Origin of the sequence: Mycobacterium sp. 852002-10029_SCH5224772, from assembly GCF_001667315.1 — a bacterium.
In the GTDB taxonomy this organism is placed as follows: domain Bacteria; phylum Actinomycetota; class Actinomycetes; order Mycobacteriales; family Mycobacteriaceae; genus Mycobacterium.
Genome location: NZ_LZHT01000003.1, coordinates 1 through 18,488 on the forward strand (window position 1 = coordinate 1; position 18,488 = coordinate 18,488).

Here is an 18,488-nt window from a genome sequence, read left to right on the forward strand (position 1 = left end):
CTGCTGGCCGGGCTGCGCGGCCTGCTGGCCTCCGGGAAGTTGGGCCAGCACAACGGGCTGCCGGCCTGCATCATCGTCACCACCACCCTGGCCGAACTGGAGGCCGCCGCCGGACGCGGCCTGACCGGTGGGGGCACCATCGTGCCCATGACCGATGTGATCCGCCTGGGCCGCCACGCCCACCACTACCTAGCCATCTTCGACAACGGCAAAGCCCTGGCCCTCTATCACACCAAACGGCTGGCCTCCCCCGCCCAACGAATCGTCTTGCACGCCAAAGACCGCGGCTGCACCACACCCGGGTGCACCGTGTCGGGCTACTACTGCGAAGTCCACCACGTCACCGACTACGCCACCTGCCACAGCACCGACATCAACGACCTCACCTTCGCCTGCGGCCCGCATCACCGCATGCTCCAACCCCGCGGCTGGACCACCCGCAAAGACGCCAAGGGTGACACCGAATGGATCCCACCCCCACACCTCGACCGCGGCCAACCGCGCACCAACACTTTTCACCACCCCGAAAAACTGCTACGCGACGGCGACGACGACGAAGAAGCCGACAATCCCGGGGCGGCATGACCCGCGCGAACAGCGCTAGAGAAGCCGTGCCTGCTCGGGCTCCGGCTCGGCCGGCTCGAGTAGCTGGGGGCCGTTGTTGCGCACGTTGTTGACCAGCGTTGACACCTCGCGTGTGCGGATGGCGCTCACGTCGGGCGTGCGGGCCAGCAGCTTTTGGTCGACAGGGGCGTCGGGGTCGAGCCACCGGTCCCAGTCGCGCTCGGGCATCACCAGCGGCATCCGATCGTGGATCTGAGCGAGCTCCCCGGGCGCGTCGGTGGTGATGATCGTGCAGCTCAGCAGCGGCGAAGCGTCCTTGGCGGGCTTCCACACCGACCACAGGCCCGCCATGAACAGCGGCTCGCCGTCCTCCCGGTACATGAAAAACGGTGTCTTGCGCGACTTCTTGCCGGCCGCGGCGTCGGAATTGACCCGCCATTCGTAGTAGCCGTCCATCGGGATTAGGCATCGCTTGGACTTGGCGCTGGTCCGGAAGGCGGGTGAGCTGGTGATTTTGTCGGCGCGGGCGTTGATCAGCATCGGCCCCTTGGTGTCGGGCGAGCCGTCGGCACCGGTCTTGGCCCACGGCGGCACCAGACCCCAGCGCATCAGCCGCACCCGCCGCGACGGCTCGTCCTCGGGTTCGGAATGCCGGCTGACCACGGTCGCGATGGTCGAGGTCGGCGCCACGTTGTAGTTGGGCGCGTTCGATTCGGCGTCGGCGCCGGTGGCCTCGTCGATCGCCTTGATCTTCTGGGCCAGCAGCGCCGGGTCGGTTGTGACCGCGAACCGTCCACACATACCTCCATGGTGGCAGAGCCACCGAACTCCTATGGGTAGCAGAGCCACCGAATTCCTATGGGTGGCAGAGCCACCGAAACTCCTATTGGTGATAGCAACCGGTGACAGGCGATGATGGACCAGTGAGTACGTGGACGGCCCCCCAGGCACCGCAACCGGTGTACGCGACCGTGACCGTTCCCGGTTCGAAATCGCAGACCAACCGGGCCCTGGTGCTGGCGGCGCTGGCGGCCGCCCAGGGACAGGGCGCCCCGACCATCAGCGGGGCGCTGCGCAGCCGGGACACCGATTTGATGATCGGGGCGCTGCGCACGCTGGGTTTGCGCGTCGACGGCGACGGGACGGAGTTGACCGTCGACGGCCGCGTGTGCCCGGAACCGATGGCACAGGTCGATTGCGGCCTGGCCGGCACGGTGCTGCGGTTCGTCCCGCCGCTGGCGGCGCTCGCCGAATCGATCGTCGAGTTCGACGGCGACGAGCAGGCCAGGGCGCGGCCCATCGTGCCGCTGCTGGATGCGCTGCGCGGGCTCGGTGTGCGGATCGACGGTTCGGGTCTGCCGTTCCGGGTGCTGGGCACCGGTGCGATCACGGGCGGCACCGTCGAGATCGACGCCTCGGCCTCGTCGCAGTTCGTCTCCGGGTTGCTGTTGTGCGCGGCCTCGTTCGACGAGGGGCTGACCGTGCAGCACACCGGTTCAGCGCTGCCGTCGGCACCGCACATCGCGATGACCGTGGTGATGCTGCGCCAGGCCGGCGTCGACGTCGACGACTCCGTTCCCAACCGCTGGACGGTGCGGCCGGGGCCGGTCGCGGCGCGGCACTGGGAGGTCGAGCCGGATCTGACGAACGCCGTTCCGTTCCTGGCGGCGGCCGTGGTCACCGGCGGCGCGGTGCGCATCACGGGCTGGCCGGCGGACAGCGTGCAGCCCGCCGAGGACATCCTGAACGTGTTAAGCAAGCTGAATGCCGTTGTCACCCAGAACGATTCGTTTCTGGAGGCGCGCGGATCCGGTGACTACGGCGGTTTTGACGTCGACCTGCGCGCGGTCGGCGAGCTGACACCGTCGGTGGCCGCCCTGGCGGCGCTGGCCGCCCCGGGATCGGTGTCCCGCCTGTCCGGGATCGCGCATCTGCGCGGCCACGAGACCGATCGGCTCGCGGCGCTGAGCACCGAGATCAATCGCCTCGGCGGCGATTGCGCCGAAACGCCCGACGGCCTGGTGATCACCGCGACACCGCTGCGGCGCGGGGTCTGGCGCGCGTATGCCGACCATCGAATGGCGATGGCCGGCGCGATCGTCGGGCTGCGGGTGGCCGGCGTGGAGGTGGACGACATCGGCGCCACCACCAAGACGCTGCCGGACTTTCCGCGGCTGTGGGCCCGCATGCTGAGCGCGCGGGAAGAGCGCGGCATGTGAAGCCCGGCGACTACGACGAGTCCGACGTCAAGATTCGCTCCGGCCGGGGTTCGCGGCCGCGGACGAAGACCCGTCCCGAGCACGCCGACGCCGAAGCAGCCATGGTGGTCAGTGTCGACCGCGGCCGCTGGGGATGCGTGCTGGGCGGCGACGTCGACCGTCGGGTCACCGCCATGCGGGCCCGGGAGCTGGGCCGCACACCGATCGTGGTCGGCGACGAGGTCGATGTGGTCGGCGATCTGTCCGGGCGGCCGGACACACTGGCCCGCATCGTGCGTCGCGGTGAGCGCCGAACCGTGTTGCGGCGCACCGCCGATGACACCGACCCGACCGAACGGGTGGTGGTCGCCAACGCCGACCAGCTGCTGATCGTGGTGGCGCTGGCCGACCCGCCACCACGCACCGGGCTAGTGGACCGGACGCTGATCGCCGCCTACGCCGGCGGACTCACGCCGATCCTGTGCCTGACCAAGACCGACCTCGCCCCGCCGGAGCCGTTCGCGGAGCAGTTCGTCGACCTGGATCTGACGGTGGTCGTCGCGGGCCGCGACGATCCCCTGCTCGCCGTGGCGGACTTGCTCGCCGGCAAGATCACCGTGCTGCTCGGGCATTCCGGCGTCGGCAAGTCGACGTTGGTGAACCGGCTGGTGCCTGACGCGGACCGCGCCGTCGGCGACGTGACCGACATCGGCCGGGGACGGCACACCTCCACCCAATCGGTGGCGCTGCCACTGGCGACCACCGGCTGGGTGATCGACACGCCGGGCATCCGATCCTTCGGGCTGGCCCACATCCGGCCCGACGACGTCATGATGGCGTTCTCGGACTTGGCCGGCGCCATCGAGGACTGCCCGCGCGGCTGCGCGCACATGGGTCCGCCGGCCGACCCCGAGTGCGCGCTGGACACACTGACCGGGCCCGCCGCCCGCCGCGTCGCGGCCGCCCGCCGGCTGCTGTCCGCACTCAACCAGACTTCTTAGCCAGCCGCATCCCGAGCTCGTCGAGCGACACCAAATGTCCTTCGGTGCACCGGATTTCGACGCTCACCTCGGCCCCGCAGCCCAGGTGGGTCAGCCGCAGCCGGTGGCGCCCCGGCAGATGATGCCTCCCCCACTCGAACATCGCCCACACCACCGGCATGAAATCGATGCCCGCCTGGGTCAGCACGTACTCCTCGCGGCTGCGCTGGCCAGGCTCCCGATAGGGCTGGCGCCGTAACAGCCCAAGCTCGACGAGTTCGGCCAACCGCGCCGAGGTGGCGGCCTTGGTGATGCCCACCCGTCGGGCGAAATCGTCGAACCGAGTGGTGCCGTAGTACGCCTCGCGCATGATCAGCATCGCGGATTTGGTACCGACGACCGCCATCGTCTTTTCGATTGCGCACTCGCCCACCGCCGACCAGCGTTCGCGGTCGGCCAGCGGTCCTTGCAGCAGTGTCATCTAAATCACCTCCCCAGCTGGGTTGCTTTCAGCATACCGAGGTGTTTATCTAAGTACAGCTTAATATACCCAGGTGACTCGAGGAGGAGCCATGAACCAGGGCCGCGACGCCGTCATCGTCGGAGCAGTGCGCACCCCTATCGGCAAGGGCAAAGCCAGTGGAGCGCTGCACAATGTGCTGCCCGCCGACCTGCTCGCGCACAGCCTGCGCGAACTGGTGGCGCGCACCGGTGTCGATCCGGCGCAGGTCGACGATGTCATCGCCGGCGCCGTCACGCAGGTCGGCGACCAGGCCGTCAACATCGCGCGCAACGCCCTGCTGGGTGCGGGATTCCCGGAGACGGTGCCCGGTGTCACCATCGACCGCCAGTGCGGCAGCAGCCAGCAGGCCATCAGCTTCGCGGCCCAGGGTGTGATCGCCGGCGCCTACGACCTGGTGATCGCGGCCGGCGTCGAATCGATGAGTCGCGTCCCGATGGGCACCCAGGTGTCGCCGGGCAGCAACCCGTTCGGCGAGGGCATGGACGCGCGCTACCCCGATGGCCTGGTGCCACAAGGCATCAGCGCCGAGCTGATCGCCGCGAAGTGGGGCTTTTCGCGCACCGAGCTCGACGAGTTCTCCGCCGGCAGCCATGAGAAGGCCGCCCGCGCCACCAAGGAAGGGCTGTTCGACAACGAGCTCATCCCGATCGCCGGGCTTGCCACCGACGAGATCATCCGGCCCGGCACGACGGTCCAGACGCTGGCGGGACTGCAGCCGGCGTTCTACAGCGAGGCGGCCAAAGCGCGCTTCCCGCAGATCAATTGGGAGATCACCCCGGGCAACTCGTCGCCGCTGTCCGACGGTAGCGCCGCGGTCATGATCACCAGCAGCGAGGTCGCCAAGAAACTGGGCCTGCGCCCACTGGCCCGGATCCACACCACCACCGTGGTGGGCTCCGACCCGCTCTACATGCTGACCGGGGTTATTCCGGCGACCGAGAAGGTGCTGTCGAAGGCGGGTCTGACCGTGGCCGACATCGACCTGTTCGAGGTGAACGAGGCGTTCGCACCCGTCGTGCTGGCCTGGGCTAAGGACACCGGCGCGGATCTCGCCAAGACCAACGTCAACGGCGGGGCGATCGCGATCGGTCATCCCTTGGGCGCCAGCGGCGCTCGCCTGATGACGACGCTGGTCAACGCCTTGGAGCAGCGCGGCGGCCGGTACGGGCTGCAGACGATGTGCGAGGGCGGCGGCATGGCCAACGCCACCATCATCGAGCGACTGGGCTAGGCGGCGGGGCGATGACCGTGATCCGCGCTGCCGCGGTCCAACTCAGCCCGGTGCTCTACAGCCGCGAGGGGACCGTCGAGCGCGTGGTCAGCAAGATCGAGCAGCTGGCGCGCCACGGCGTTCAGTTCGCGACGTTCCCGGAGACGGTGGTGCCTTACTACCCGTACTTCTCGTTCGTCGAGCGCCCCTTCGAGATGCGGCCCGAGCACCTCAGGCTGCTGGATCAGGCCGTGACGATACCGTCGCCCGCCGTCGATGTGATCGCCGCGGCGGCGCGCGCGGCCGGCATGGTGGTCTCGATCGGTGTCAACGAGCGCGACGGTGGTTCGTTGTACAACACGCAGCTGCTGTTCGACGCCGACGGCACCCTGCTGCAGCGCCGCCGCAAGATCATGCCGACCTACCACGAACGGATGGTCTGGGGCCAAGGCGACGGCAGCGGGCTGCGCGCGGTCGATAGCGCGGTCGGGCGCATCGGACAGTTGGCGTGTTATGAGCACTTCAACGCGCTGGAACGGTACGCCTTGATCGCCGACGGCGAGCAGATCCACTCGAGCATGTTTCCCGGATCGTTCGGAGGCGAGTTGTTCGCGCAACAGATGGAGATCAGCGTGCGCAATCACGCGCTCGAGTCGGGCGCCTTCGTCGTCAATGCGACCGCGTGGCTCGATGCCGATCAGCAGGCACAGATCATGGCCGACACGGGCTGTCCGATCGGTCCGATCTCGGGTGGCCAATTCACCGCGATCATCACGCCCCAGGGTGAATACCTGGGCGAGCCGCTGCGCTCCGGCGAGGGTGAGGTGATCGCCGATCTCGACTTGTCGTTGATCGACGCCCGCAAGGTCCTCATGGACGCCGGTGGCCACTACAGCCGGCCCGAAATGCTGAGCCTGCTGATCGATCGCACCCCCAGCGCGCAGGTGCACGACAACATCGAACTCGAGGAGGTCGAGCATGTCTGCATCTGAAACCCATTTCGACGGCGTCCGAGTGCGCTACGACAGCACCAAGAGCTGCGACGAGCTGGTCGCCGCGCTACTGGCCGACATCGGCGAAAGCCCGGTGCCGATCAACGACATCGCGACTTCCACCTACGACTGGCAGGCATACCAGCAGCGTGTCCAAACCCATGTCGGCCCAAGCGGATTCATGTTGTTCGGCACTGTCGACCACAGCGCCTGGATCACCAAGGCCGGCGTCGACCGCAAGGCGTTGCGCGTCATCCTCGGCAATCCGTTGATCGCCATCACCATGCTGCGCCACGATGTGTCCGCGGGCCTGTTCGCCCCGGTGGAGCTGCTTCTTACCGACAACGGCACGGGCAGCAGCGTGACCTACGTCAAGCCGTCGTCGCTGATGGTCGTCGAACCCAATCCTGAATTACTCAGCGCGGCAAAGGAACTCGACGCCAAGCTGGCGGCACTGGCCGAAAAGGTGACCGGCAGCTGCTGAAGACGCCGGAACCGGCGATTTCGGGGGTCAGTCATGGCGTTACCTCTTGGCGCGTCCGCTGCGCTCGACGCATGAGCACTGATGGACGCCCGACGCGGATCGTCACCGACATGGTCAGCGTGACAGCGAGCACAAAGCACACCAGCGCGTATATCGGGTTGCCAGTGCGTGTTCCATCGGGCGTGAGGCCATGCGAGGCGTTCAGGTAGGCCGGCATGGCCGACAACCACAGCACCCCGAGCACGATCAAGAATGCGAACCCGAAGATTCCGACGAAGGGATTGCACGCGTTGGGCGTGAACGCGGAGTTGCGCCACTGACGACCCAGGACCGGGATCGCCACCACGGCGAAAGCACCGAGCATGACGACGTACACGGCCCGCCGCAGGGCACTGTCGGAATCCCCGCCACCGGCCAGCAAGATCGGAACATTGGCGATGGCCAAGCCGACCGGCACCAACGCGGCCACTCCGAATGTGCGGCCGATCAAGCTTATTCGGCTCAGCAATCGGCCCCGCTCAATGGGACGAGTCACGAACAACTGGGCAAACAATGCGACGCAGGCGGGTCCGACGGTGGCGAAGAGCAACACGCTGCTCATCGGCACCGACGCCAACATCGGATGGTTGATCGCGTTGTCGGTGTTCCACGCCCACCAGCGCAGTTGCGGACCCAACTGGTCGAAGATTTCGTAGAAGCAGTGATGGACGAATCCCACGCATACCGCGCCGACGACCGCGCCCCAGTCCCGGAATACGCCGAGGCCGCGCACCACTTCGTAGGCCAACGTCATCATCGCCGGATACAGCGCGACGATGTAGATCGGCAGCCGGTCATACATGAACTGGACCGTAAAGACGTTGTGCGCGAAGACCGCACCGATGGAATCGTCGACGCCGAAAACCGTGGGAAAGTACAGCGGCGGCTCGACGATCAGCAGGTAGATCACCGTGGCGGACCAGATCACGATGTTGACGGGGTCGCCGTCGCGGCGCAGCCGACGGATCGCCCACCAGAGCGCCAGCACGGCGCCCGCGACGATCAGCACTTCGAGAACGGGCAACGTCCAGTTCGCCAATCCGAACGGATTCCTCAGCGTCACCCACGGTGACGCATGCTCGCAGCTAAACCCCAGGCGGTGAGCGATGCGTTCGATGTCGTCGCTGCATTGACCGCTCATCCTGGGGCGTCCTCAGTGTCCGCGCACGCACCAAGGTACGCGCGCGCTTACCGAAAGGCTGACGATATATGTCTAGCAAGGGTGTGTGGCCGAGCGGCGACGGGCACGCCGGGCCGGTCACTGACGCCTGTCATTGACGCCCGTCAGCAATTGGGCGTACGGTGCCTCCATGCTGTCACCCCGCTCAGCACCGCCGGCGAAATCTTCGGCCGCGGGCGCTCGGGAGGCCCGGCGGCTCGAGACCCGGGCACGCTTGTTCGACGCGGCCCTGTCCGAGATCTCGCAACGTGGGTTTGCCGCCGCGGACGTCAGCGCCATCGCCGCGTCCGCGGGCGTGGTGCGGGGGACGTTCTACTTCCACTTCCCGACCAAGGAACACGTGCTGATCGAGGCGGAGCGTAACGAGGAAACCCGGATCATCAGTGAACTTGCCGGCGCCAAGGGCGATTTGGTGTCCGTGCTCTCACAACTCGTGCGCCATGTGCTCGACGCCGAACATCGGTTGGGCGGCATGGTATTCCGGGACATGCTCGGGTTGCATTTCTCCTCGACCCGTCCGGTCGAAGACGGAGTGGCGCAGCATCCCCTCGCGCAGTTCGTGGCGGACGTGATCAGGCGGGCCCAGCGCGCGGGGCAGGTACCCGCCGGCGCCGACCCGACGGAACTCGCAACGTTTTTCCTTACTGGGCTTTTCGCGCTGCTGTCCACCGGCGCGCACGATGCCGCGCTGTTAAGTCGTTACGTAACAACAATTGTCAAGGGAATGGAGAAACGATGAATCGCACGGGCATCGAGGGCTACCGGGATTTCTTGGCCCGGCGGGACGGGGAAGCCGACCTGCTCAACAGGCGGTTGGCGAATCGAGAGCGGTTCTTCAACGAGCTCGAAGCCAATCCCGTCCGGTCCGCTTATCCCGCCGACCGACCGACGTTCCTGCGCAACCTGCGCCGCCGGCGACCAGAGCCGGGCCTGGATCCCAAGATGCTGTTCCTGCTGGCGACCGCCAAACTGAATCAGGCCGAGCGCTTCGGCGTCGGGCTCGGCGAAACCTATGGGCGCAACAGCGATGCGAGCCTGCCGCCCGAGAACGTCTACCTCGAACTCGAAGAGCACTACCACACCCGGCTGCTGGCGTACTCGCTCGACGTCTTCGACCTGACCTTCCAGGTCGTCCCCCCGCCGTTCGTGCTGCGCCAGTTCGTCAAGGTGAGCGTGTTCATGCCCGAACGGCTCGGCTTCCTGTTCGTCGGCGCCGGGGAGATGGCCGGCTGCATCATGTTTGACGAACTGCGCCGCATCGGCCGAAAGCTTTTCGCCGACGAGCCGGAGGTCGCGCAACGAATCGAACTGCTCTACAACGACATCCTCACCGACGAAATCGGCCACGTCGGCTACTGCGCCTCCCGCTGCAGTTCCGCCGAGCGGGCGATCATGCGCCGCATCTACCCGCTCGTCGGGCGATTGTTCGCTTGGCAGACCGCGGAGATCGGCCTCCTCGTCGACAAAACGGCATTCCACGCTCGGCTCGACCGGCCGTTCGACATCGACGAACTCACCGAGGACCTGGGCAACGAGACCTACCTCGTCGCGCACCCGTAATAGCGCGCGCCGACATTCGCAGTGAATACACATTCGCTGCAAACGGAAAGGGCAGTTAGGCGGCGAGGCCGTCGTCAATACTGCGCGCCGCGGCCGCCCGCTTCCCGCGCCGCCAGCCCCGCACCGCGGTGATCGCGGACTTGAGCCCACGACGACGGCCGGTGACCGGATCGGTACCCAGGAAGCCGGGCTCGAGTTCGGCGAACATCCGCTCGCTGCGGGTTTCCGGTGCGTTGTCGGCGTCGTCGCGCAGGTACTTGTTCGGCAGCGAGAGCTTGGCTATCGTGCGCCACGTCTTGCCGTACTGGAGCAGGAAAGATCCTGTGGTGTAAGGCAAGTCGTACTTGTCGCAGATCTGGCGCACCCGCAGCGAGATTTCGTGCAACCGGTTGCTCGGCAGGTCCGGATACAGGTGGTGCTCGATCTGGTGGCACAGGTTGCCGCTCATGAAGCGCAGCGCGGGGCCGGCCTCGAAGTTGGCACTGCCCAGCATCTGGCGCAGATACCACTGCCCCTTGGTCTCGCCGATCATGTCGGTCTTGGTGAATTTCTCTGCGCCATCGGGGAAATGGCCGCAGAAGATCACCGCGTTGGCCCACACGTTGCGGATCACATTGGCAAGCGCGTTGGCCTTCAACGTCGACATGTAGGTCGCGCCGGGCGACAACGAGGTGAGTGCCGGGAACGCGACATAGTCCTTGAGCACCTGCCGCCCGGCCTTGGCCAGGAACTCCTCGGTCCGCTGCCGGGCCTCGTCGTTATCCATCCGCTTCTTGGCGATCTTGCCGAGCTCCACATGCTGCAGGCCGACTCCCCATTCGAACAGGAGCGCCAGCAGCGTGTTGTACACCAGGTTGAAGACGTTGAAGCGCTTCCAGCGCTGGTCGCGGGTGACGCGCAGCAGGCCGTAGCCGACGTCGTCGTCCATCCCGAGGATGTTGGTGTACTTGTGGTGCACGAAGTTGTGGGTGTAGCGCCAGTGCTTGGACGACCCGCTCATGTCCCACTCCCACGTCGAGGAGTGAATCTCGGGGTCGTTCATCCAGTCCCACTGGCCGTGCATGACGTTGTGGCCGATCTCCATGTTCTCGACGATCTTGGCCACGCCCAGGGTCACCGTCCCCGCCCACCAGGCCGAGCGGCGCGAGCCGGCGGCCAGCAACAGCCGGCCGGTCACCTCCAGCGCACGCTGGGCCGCGATGGTGCGGCGGATGTAGCGAGCGTCCCGCTCGCCGCGCGAGTCTTCCACGTCCTGGCGGATGGCATCGAGCTCAAAAGCCAGACTTTCGATATCGGCGTCCGTCAGATGGGCGAATACGTCGACGTCTTTGATCGCCATCGTCGTGATCTCCCTACGATTGTTTGTTCGGTCCTTAACGTACTCCAGACCTACGCTATCGTAACCTACGAAGCCGTAGGTTACCTGTGAGTAGCCTTTAAATGTCGAGGACGCAATCACCGGATGCGGCCGACACGCAGGTCTGCACCCGGGTTCCCGGTTCGTGCTCCTGGCCGGTGCGCAAATCGCGCACGTGACCTTCCACCAGGCTGACCACGCAGGACTGGCAGATACCCATGCGGCACCCGAAGGGCATCTGAACCCCGACGCCCTCCCCCGCATCCATCAACGACGTCGCCGCGTCGGCGGCGACGGTGCGTCCGCTTTGGGCAAAGGTGACCGTTCCGCCGGCACCGGCGGGCGCGGCCTTGGACACCGCGAACCGCTCGAGATGCAAACGGTCGGTGATGCCCGCGGCGGACCATGCGCGTTCAGTCGCAATGAGCAGGCCCTCCGGCCCGCAGGCCCAGGTCTGGCGCTCGCGCCAGTCCGGCACGACGGCGTCCAGCACGGACAGGTCGAGGCGGCCCTGTGTCCGCGTCTCGCGCAGCTGCAACCGATAGCCCGGGTGGTCGGCCTGCAGCGCGGCCAGCTCGGAACGAAACATCACGTGGGATTCGGTGGGCGCTGAGTGCAGGTGGGTGATGTCACCGATTTGGTTGCGGCGCACCAGGGTTCGCAACATCGACATCACCGGCGTGATCCCGGAGCCGGCGGTGAGGAACAGGATCGACGCGGGCGCCGGGTCGGGCAGGACGAAGTTGCCCTGCGGCGCGGCGAGTCGGACGACGGTGCCGGGCTCGACACCGGCCACCAGGTGCGACGACAGGAAACCTTCGGGCATCGCCTTGACGGTGATGGTCACGGTGCGCGCCGAACCGGAGCGTGCGGCGGTCGCGGCCGGGGTCGACGTCAGTGAATACGACCGCCAGCGCCAGCGTCCGTCCATCAGCAGTCCGATGCCGATGTACTGGCCCGGCTGGTAGTCGAAGTTGAAACCCCAGCCCGGTTTGATGACCAGGGTGGCGGAATCCTCCGTCTCGCGGCGCACCTGCAGGACCCGTCCCCGCAGTTCACGCGCCGACCAGAGCGGGTTGGCCAGGTGCAGATAGTCATCGGGCAGCAGCGGCGTGGTGATGCGCGCGGCGAGCGTGCGCAGTGCATGCCAGCCGGGGTGCCGCTCGGCACCGGCGACCACGGGTCGCTTGGTGTCGACGACGTTGCCCGTGATCGATGGGTTCCGTTTGCCCAGAGGAAACTCCTGCTCACTATGTGGCGCTTTGCCTACGCTCACATTGTGATCGATTCTGTGTGCTTCACGAAACCTACGGTACCGTAACCTACGGTGTCGTAGCCACTGTTGCGGCCTGGAGTTTCAGATTTCGGCGTCACATCAGGTCGAGCAAAAACGGCAGCTCCTGGTTGGCGTACCAGGCTAAATCGTGGTCGAGCGCATCGCCGACAATCAGGTCGGCGTCCTCATCACCCAGGTCGGCGGCGTCCACGGCCTCGATGGCCTTCGCGACCGCCTCTTCGGCGGCGGCGTTGTCGACGTAGGCGGCGATCACGTCCTCGATCGCGACCGCGCCGGGCAGCCTGACCACGGCGTCGTCGAGGTCGGGACGATAGGTGAGATCGTCGACGTCGGCGGCCAGCACCGCGCGGCGCGGCGGCAGGGACTCCGACGGCGCGTCAGCCCCGGCGGCCAGCAGGCGCAGCGAGGCCAGCGCCGCCTCGCGCATCGCGACGTCTGCGAGCTCGTCGTCATCGCCCTCGGCGTAGGCCTCGCGCAACGTCGGCGTCAGCGCGAATGCCGTGCCGTTGACCGGCCGCACCGAGCCCTCGGCGACGAGCCGCTGCAGCATGGGCAGCGTGGCGGGGATGTAGATGATCGCCACGGCTAGATGAGTGTCGCCGCGTAGTCGTCGACATACCTCGACAACTCACGCGGGGGGCGCTGGTAGTTGCCACTCACGACGGGATGCCCCGGCAACTCGACCTTGGGCGTCTCGACGTCGCGGTAGGAGATCGTGGACAACAGATGGGCCATCATGTTCAGTCGGGCGTGTTTCTTGATATCCGATTCCACGACATACCACGGGCTCTCCGGGGTATCGGTGTGCACCATCATCTCGTCCTTCGCGCGTGAATAATCCTCCCACCGGTATACCGATTCCAGGTCGATCGGACTGAGCTTCCATCGCCGGACCGGGTCGTTCAGGCGCGCCTTGAACCGGCGCAGCTGTTCTTCCTCGGAGACCGAGAACCAATACTTGCGCAGCAGTATCCCGTCGTCGATCAGCATCTGCTCGAAGATCGGTGTCTGCCGCAGAAACAGCGCATGCTCTTGCGGCGTACAGAATCCCATGACTTTTTCGATGCCGGCCCGGTTGTACCACGACCGGTCGAACAGCACGATCTCACCTTTGGTGGGCAGGTGGGCGATGTAGCGCTGGTAATACCATTGGCCGCGTTCGCGATCCGTCGGCACCGGCAGCGCGGCGACCCGCGCAACCCGCGGGCTGAGGTATTCGGTGACCCGTTTGATGGCGCCGCCCTTGCCGGCGGCGTCACGACCTTCGAAGATCACCACCAGCCGCGCCCCGGAATAGCGCACCCACTCCTGCAGCTTCACCAATTCTGTTTGCAGCCGGAACAATTCGGCTTCGTAGACGGCGTCTGCAATCTGGGGCGCGGCGGGCTTCACAGCAACGAATCATAGCCGTACGCAGGGTTTTCACCGCCCACTAGGACCGGGAGGCCTCCAGCAGCTCCTCGAGCGATTGGTTCAGCAGCCCCGGCAGCAGGTCCACATCGCTCATGGCTTCGCGGTCGGCGTTGATTCCGTAATAGAGCATGCCGTTGTACGACGTCACGCTGATCGCCAGCGCCTGGTTGTGCAGCAGCGGCGGCACCGCGTAGGTCTCCAGCAACTTGGTGCCGGCGACGTACATCTGCGACTGGGCCCCGGGCGCGTTGGTGATCAGCAGGTTGAACGTGCGCTTGGAGAAGCTCGGGAAACTGGTCGCGACGCGGATTCCCATGGCGTGCAGCGTCGGCGGCGCGAACCCCGACAGCGTGACGATGGTCCTGGCGTCCACCAGCTGGGCGGCCGTCGGATTGGCCTCGGTGGCGTGCGCGATCTGCGAGAGCCGCACCACGGCGTTCGGCTCCCCCATGGGCAGGTCGACGAGGAACGGCACCACCTGACTGATCGGCTGGCCGGGGCCGCTCGCGTCGAGGTCGCCGTCGTCGTGCACCGACAGCGGCGCCATCGCCCGCACCGTCGCGGTCGGCGAGACCGCCACCCCGCGCGACATCAGCCAATTGCCCAGCGCGCCGGCGATCACCGCGAGCACCACGTCGTTGATGTCGCAGTCATAACGGGCCCGCACGGCGCGGTAATCCTCGAGGCTGCCGGTGGCGACGGTGAACCGGCGATGCCGCGACACGGTGGCATTGAGCGGGCTGCTGGGCGCGTCGCCCCGGGCCAGGTTGCGCACGAAACCGAGGGTCCGGCGGCCGGCGCCGACGAGCTCGCCGTAATTCGTCATCAGGCCGCCGATCGCGGAGCCGACGGCCTGCAGCTGCGCGCTCGGGCCCACCAGCCACTCACCGATCGCGCCGAGCACCAGCCGGGTATTGCCCGGGTCGCGTTCCGGTACCCAGATGTCTTCCGGCGCCGGCGGCGGGCGTTTCGTCCGGTCGCTGATGACGTGGTTGATTTCCAGCGCCGCCATCCCGTTGACCAGCGCCTGATGCGATTTGGTGTAGAGGGCGAGCCGGTTCTTGGACAGGCCCTCGACCAGGTACATCTCCCACAGCGGCCGCGACTTGTCCAGGGGCCGCGCGGCCAGCCGAGCGATCAGCTCATGCAATTGCCCGTCGCTGCCCGGCGAGGGCAGCGCCGAGCGCCGTACGTGGTAGGTGATGTCGAAGTCGTTGTCGTCGATCCACACCGGCCGGGCCGTGCCGACGGGCACCTCGCGGACTTTCTGCCGGTAGCGCGGAATCTGGGGCAGCCGCTGCTCGACGGTTGCCAGCAGCTTCTCGTAGCTCAGTCCGGCGCGCGGACGACGCAGGATTGCCAGCGATCCGACGTACATGGGGGTGGCGGTATTTTCCAGCCGATAAAACGACGCGTCCGGCGGGGACAACCGGGTCACCATTCGGCGCAGTCCTCCTCGTCGATTCATCGCCCTGTCGCCTCGAGCGGTGTCTCGCTCACGGTAATCGTCCGGCCCGGGGCGCACTCGGGCATGAACACGCGCGATCGGAGAGTTATGCCATGATGACCACTGTCTGCCCCTCTCCAGCAGGCTTCCGGTCCGGCCGAAAGAGTTGGAGAGTGCGCGTTGAACACCGATCCCGTGGCGAATCGCTCCGACGCTTTCACCGTCATACCAGTCGTCGATTACGAGCCGGAAACCCAGGACGTGCCGCGCACCGTGCCGCCGTGCCGGCGGTCCTCGCGCACCCCGTCACGCCGCCGCAGCGGCCACGCCGCGCCCCGCCCCTACACCGGGCAACCGAGCAGGGCGCCGGCGCCGGATTCGGCCGCGGTCATGTCCGCGCCGATGCGCCAGGCCGCGATCTTCGCCGACGCCGCGCTGCGGCGCGTGCTGGAGGTCATCGACCGCCGCCGCCCGGCCGCACAGCTGAATCCGTTGCTGGCGCCCAGTTTGGTGGATTCTGTTGTCGCGGTTGGCCGTTCGGTGGCCGGGCAGACGCCCGGCCGCGCCGGTGCCGCGGTGTTGCGCCGCATGCGACTGCAGCCGGCGGGTCACCGCGAACCCGAGGCGGCGGCCGAAGTCTTCGGCTCCTACAGCCGCGGGAGCCGGATACATGCCATCGCCTGCCGGGTGGAGCAGGTCAACGTCGCGAGCGGGACCCGATGGATCGTGGTGGCCCTGCACATCGGGTGAGCGCGCCGGTCAGCCGGCTACACCGGCCGTCCGCGGACCGCCGGTGTAGCGCGCCAGCACGGGCCCCATGACCGCCATGACGAAAACGTAGGACGTCGCCAGCGCCGCGACGGCGGGCAGCGACTTGCCGGCCAATCCGATGATGATCAACGAGAATTCGCCGCGGGCGATCAGCGCGGTGCCCGCGCGTAGCTGACCGCGCCGCGCCACGCCGTCGCGCCGGGCGGCGAACATCCCGGTGGCCACCTTGGTCGCCGCGGTCACCGCGGCCAGGATCAGGGCCGCGGGAAGCATGGGGATCAGCTCCTGGGGGCCCACCGAGTAGCCGATCGCCAGGAAGAAGATGGCGGCGAACAGATCACGCAGCGGGCTCAGCACCTGGCGGGCCCGCTCGGCCGTTTCCCCGGTCAGCGTCAGGCCCACCAGGAACGCGCCGACGGCGGCCGAGGCGTGCAGCGATTCGGCCAGCGCCGCCACGATCAGCGTGATGCCCAGCACCCGCAGCATCAGCTGTTCGGAGTCAGGGTGCTCGACCAGCCGGTCCACGTGGTGACCCCAGCGGTAGGAGGCGGCGAACGCCGCCACCAGTGCGCCCACCGCCACCGCCATCCCGCCGACCGCGCGCAGCCACCCACCACCCGACGCCAGGACGGCGAACAGCGGCAGGTAGGCGGCCATCGCGAAGTCTTCGAGCACCAGCACGGACAGCACCGCCGGCGTTTCCCGGTTACCGAGCCGATGCAAGTCCTCCAGCAGCCGCGCGATGACGCCCGACGAGGAGATATAGGTGACGCCGGCCAGGCACAGGATGGCCACCCCATCCAATCCCAGCAGCCAGCCGGCGATCGCGCCGGGCGCGGCGTTCAGGACGACGTCGACGGCCGCGGACGGCAGGTGGTGGCGCATGCTGCTGGAGAACTCGGCCGCCGAGAACTCGCACCCGAGGGTCAGCAGCAGCAATACGACGCCGATGGGTGCGCTGGTGGTGATGAACTCCCCGCCGGCGGCCATCGGCAGGATCCCGCCCTTGCCCAGGGCCAGGCCGGCCAGCAGATACACGGGAATGGGCGACAACGCGAATCGGCGTGCGGCGCCGCCCAATACGGCCAGCGTGGTCAGGAGGGCGCCGAGCTGTAGCAGCAGCGTCCCTGAGATTTGCACCGAGTCAACCTTTGTCGATGATTTGCTCGACGCCCGCGATGCCGTCTTCGGTGCCGATGACGATCAGCACGTCTCGGACATGCAGCGTCTCGGCGGGGCCCGGTGAGGCCAGCACTTCCTCGTTGCGCACGATGGCGACGATGGACGCCCCGGTGCGGGTGCGGGCGTGGGTGTCACCCAGCGGGTGGTCCACGAAGGGGCTGCCGGCCAGGATGTGCACCTGCCCCGTCTCGAGCCCGGGTATCTCGCGGGCCAGTTCGGTGAACCGCTCGGCGATCCGGGGCGCCCCCAGGATCTGGGCCACGGCCTCGGCCTCCTGGTCGTTGAGGTGGAGCAGCGGCCGGGCCTCGTCCGGATCGTCGCGGGCGTAGACGACGATGTCGAAATCGCCGGCGCGCCGCGCGATGATGCCGATGCGGTCGCCGTTGCGATCGGTGAATTCGTAGCGAAGACCGACCCCGGGCAGCAACACCTCCTTGACATCCATGCCGTCAATCCTGACAGGTCACCCGGCCCGCCGTCAGCGGACCGCCACGCTTGCCCGAACGCTAATGCAGCTCCGCCGGTCGGGTCGGCTCCTGGCGCGGCCGGTGTCCCAGCGGCAGCAACATCGGTACCCGGCGGCGGTAGTCGCGATACTGCTCACCCAGCGCCTCCACCAGGTCGCGCTCCTCTAGATGGGTGGCGGCCAAGATATAGCCCGTCATGGCGAGCGAGAAGAGCAGGTGTCCGGCGGTCATGGTGGGTACCGCCCAGAAGACGATGACGAACCCGAGCATGAGCGGATGGCGCACCAGCCGGTACAGCATCCGGGCGTGAAAACCTATGTGCGTGTAGGGCTTTCCGCGCCACGCCAGATACACCTGGCGGAGGCCGAACAGGTCGAAGTGGCTGACCATGAACGTCGCGGCGAGCGCAACCACCCAGCCGAGCCAGAACAATGTCCACAGCACCAGGCGCCCCGCCGGCAGTCGCACATCCCAGACGACGGCGGGCATCGTCCGCCATTGCCAGTAGAGCAGCACCAGCGCGACGCTGGACAGCACCACATAGGTGCTGCGTTCGATCGACGCCGGCACGAAACGCGTCCACCGCTCCTTGAACGACGGCCGCGCCATGACGCTGTGCTGGAAGGCGAACACGGCAAGCAGAACGATGTTGATCAGCACCGCTTGACCGATGGGCGCCGACAGCCCGTGATCGACGGTTCGCGGCACCCAGAAGTTTCCCAGGAAGGCCACGAGATACAGAAATGCGGCGAGAAACAGCAGATAAGCGGCGGCGCCGTAACCGACTATCAAGAATCGCTTCATTCGCTGATTGTGCGCCTCGC

The 18,488-nt window shown here is 67.2% G+C and carries 20 protein-coding genes; 9 read left to right on the top strand and 11 right to left on the bottom strand.

Annotation, left to right across the window (positions count from 1 at the left end):
• Positions 1–585: HNH endonuclease signature motif containing protein (locus tag A5775_RS00015; RefSeq protein WP_156660512.1), on the top strand; the 585-nt coding region annotated here is incomplete at its 5' end.
• Positions 586–600: 15 nt separating this feature from the next.
• Here the strand turns inward: A5775_RS00015 and A5775_RS00020 are convergent.
• Positions 601–1,365 (bottom strand): SOS response-associated peptidase, encoded by a 765-nt coding sequence (locus A5775_RS00020; RefSeq protein WP_067245286.1) that lies wholly within the window; start codon positions 1,363–1,365, stop codon positions 601–603.
• A 122-nt stretch (positions 1,366–1,487) separates the two neighbouring features.
• On the opposite strand from A5775_RS00020, the gene aroA reads away from it, so the two are divergent.
• Positions 1,488–2,783 (top strand): 3-phosphoshikimate 1-carboxyvinyltransferase, encoded by a 1,296-nt coding sequence (gene aroA / locus A5775_RS00025; RefSeq protein WP_067245289.1) that lies wholly within the window; start codon positions 1,488–1,490, stop codon positions 2,781–2,783.
• Entirely contained in the window at positions 2,780–3,763 is a 984-nt protein-coding gene (gene rsgA / locus A5775_RS00030; protein ID WP_067245291.1) for a ribosome small subunit-dependent GTPase A, read from the top strand. Before aroA ends, rsgA begins: the two co-directional genes overlap by 4 nt.
• On the opposite strand, the gene A5775_RS00035 is transcribed toward rsgA, so the two are convergent.
• Entirely contained in the window at positions 3,747–4,223 is a 477-nt protein-coding gene (locus A5775_RS00035; protein ID WP_067245294.1) for a helix-turn-helix domain-containing protein, read from the bottom strand. The two genes, rsgA and A5775_RS00035, sit on opposite strands and share 17 nt — an antisense overlap.
• Before the next feature lie 91 nt (positions 4,224–4,314).
• On the opposite strand from A5775_RS00035, the gene A5775_RS00040 reads away from it, so the two are divergent.
• The 3 genes from A5775_RS00040 to A5775_RS00050 are packed head-to-tail and all read left to right on the top strand — an operon-like array spanning position 4,315 to position 6,951.
• A complete protein-coding gene (locus A5775_RS00040; protein WP_067245297.1) occupies positions 4,315–5,496 on the top strand; it encodes an acetyl-CoA C-acyltransferase in 1,182 nt (393 codons plus the stop codon).
• Between the two features lie 11 nt (positions 5,497–5,507).
• Positions 5,508–6,467, top strand: a complete 960-nt coding sequence (locus A5775_RS00045) for a carbon-nitrogen hydrolase family protein (protein WP_067245300.1) — start codon at positions 5,508–5,510, stop codon at positions 6,465–6,467.
• On the top strand, positions 6,454–6,951 hold the full coding sequence (locus A5775_RS00050; RefSeq protein WP_067245303.1) for a DUF302 domain-containing protein: 498 nt from the start codon (positions 6,454–6,456) through the stop codon (positions 6,949–6,951). The genes A5775_RS00045 and A5775_RS00050 overlap by 14 nt, the downstream gene beginning before the upstream one ends.
• Before the next feature lie 31 nt (positions 6,952–6,982).
• Here A5775_RS00050 and A5775_RS00055 read toward each other — a convergent pair whose 3' ends face one another.
• The gene (locus A5775_RS00055; RefSeq protein ID WP_067245306.1) at positions 6,983–8,131 is read right to left on the bottom strand and encodes a hypothetical protein; all 1,149 of its coding nucleotides are present in this window, start codon (positions 8,129–8,131) and stop codon (positions 6,983–6,985) included.
• 169 nt (positions 8,132–8,300) lie between these two features.
• On the opposite strand from A5775_RS00055, the gene A5775_RS00060 reads away from it, so the two are divergent.
• Both A5775_RS00060 and A5775_RS00065 read left to right on the top strand, forming a co-directional pair.
• Complete coding sequence (locus A5775_RS00060) at positions 8,301–8,909, top strand: TetR/AcrR family transcriptional regulator (RefSeq protein WP_067245309.1); 609 nt, start codon at positions 8,301–8,303, stop codon at positions 8,907–8,909.
• A complete protein-coding gene (locus A5775_RS00065; protein WP_067245314.1) occupies positions 8,906–9,730 on the top strand; it encodes a hypothetical protein in 825 nt (274 codons plus the stop codon). Before A5775_RS00060 ends, A5775_RS00065 begins: the two co-directional genes overlap by 4 nt.
• 55 nt (positions 9,731–9,785) lie before the next feature.
• Here A5775_RS00065 and A5775_RS00070 read toward each other — a convergent pair whose 3' ends face one another.
• The 5 genes from A5775_RS00070 to A5775_RS00090 form a co-directional block, all read right to left on the bottom strand.
• Entirely contained in the window at positions 9,786–11,069 is a 1,284-nt protein-coding gene (locus tag A5775_RS00070) for a fatty acid desaturase (RefSeq protein WP_067245317.1), read from the bottom strand.
• A gap of 97 nt (positions 11,070–11,166) precedes the next feature.
• A complete protein-coding gene (locus tag A5775_RS00075) occupies positions 11,167–12,321 on the bottom strand; it encodes a ferredoxin reductase (protein WP_067245672.1) in 1,155 nt (384 codons plus the stop codon).
• A gap of 136 nt (positions 12,322–12,457) precedes the next feature.
• Positions 12,458–12,967 (bottom strand): hypothetical protein, encoded by a 510-nt coding sequence (locus A5775_RS00080; RefSeq protein ID WP_067245321.1) that lies wholly within the window; start codon positions 12,965–12,967, stop codon positions 12,458–12,460.
• Positions 12,968–12,969: 2 nt separating this feature from the next.
• Positions 12,970–13,776, bottom strand: coding sequence for a polyphosphate kinase 2 (gene ppk2, locus A5775_RS00085; RefSeq protein WP_067245324.1), 807 nt, complete (start codon positions 13,774–13,776; stop codon positions 12,970–12,972).
• 40 nt (positions 13,777–13,816) lie between these two features.
• A complete protein-coding gene (locus A5775_RS00090) occupies positions 13,817–15,238 on the bottom strand; it encodes a wax ester/triacylglycerol synthase family O-acyltransferase (RefSeq protein ID WP_067245327.1) in 1,422 nt (473 codons plus the stop codon).
• Between the two features lie 186 nt (positions 15,239–15,424).
• Here A5775_RS00090 and A5775_RS00095 point away from each other — a divergent pair, with 186 nt between their 5' ends.
• The gene (locus A5775_RS00095) at positions 15,425–15,994 is read left to right on the top strand and encodes an Rv3235 family protein (RefSeq protein WP_369827749.1); all 570 of its coding nucleotides are present in this window, start codon (positions 15,425–15,427) and stop codon (positions 15,992–15,994) included.
• Positions 15,995–16,003: 9 nt separating this feature from the next.
• Here A5775_RS00095 and A5775_RS00100 read toward each other — a convergent pair whose 3' ends face one another.
• From A5775_RS00100 to mddA, 3 genes are all read right to left on the bottom strand, one after another.
• A complete protein-coding gene (locus tag A5775_RS00100) occupies positions 16,004–17,155 on the bottom strand; it encodes a cation:proton antiporter (protein ID WP_067245332.1) in 1,152 nt (383 codons plus the stop codon).
• Between the two features lie 4 nt (positions 17,156–17,159).
• Positions 17,160–17,642 carry a cation:proton antiporter regulatory subunit gene (locus tag A5775_RS00105; RefSeq protein ID WP_067245336.1) on the bottom strand — a complete coding sequence of 161 codons (483 nt, stop codon included), beginning with the start codon at positions 17,640–17,642 and terminating at the stop codon, positions 17,160–17,162.
• A gap of 61 nt (positions 17,643–17,703) precedes the next feature.
• Positions 17,704–18,468 carry a methanethiol S-methyltransferase gene (gene mddA, locus A5775_RS00110; protein WP_067245681.1) on the bottom strand — a complete coding sequence of 255 codons (765 nt, stop codon included), beginning with the start codon at positions 18,466–18,468 and terminating at the stop codon, positions 17,704–17,706.
• Between the last annotated feature and the right edge of the window lie 20 nt (positions 18,469–18,488).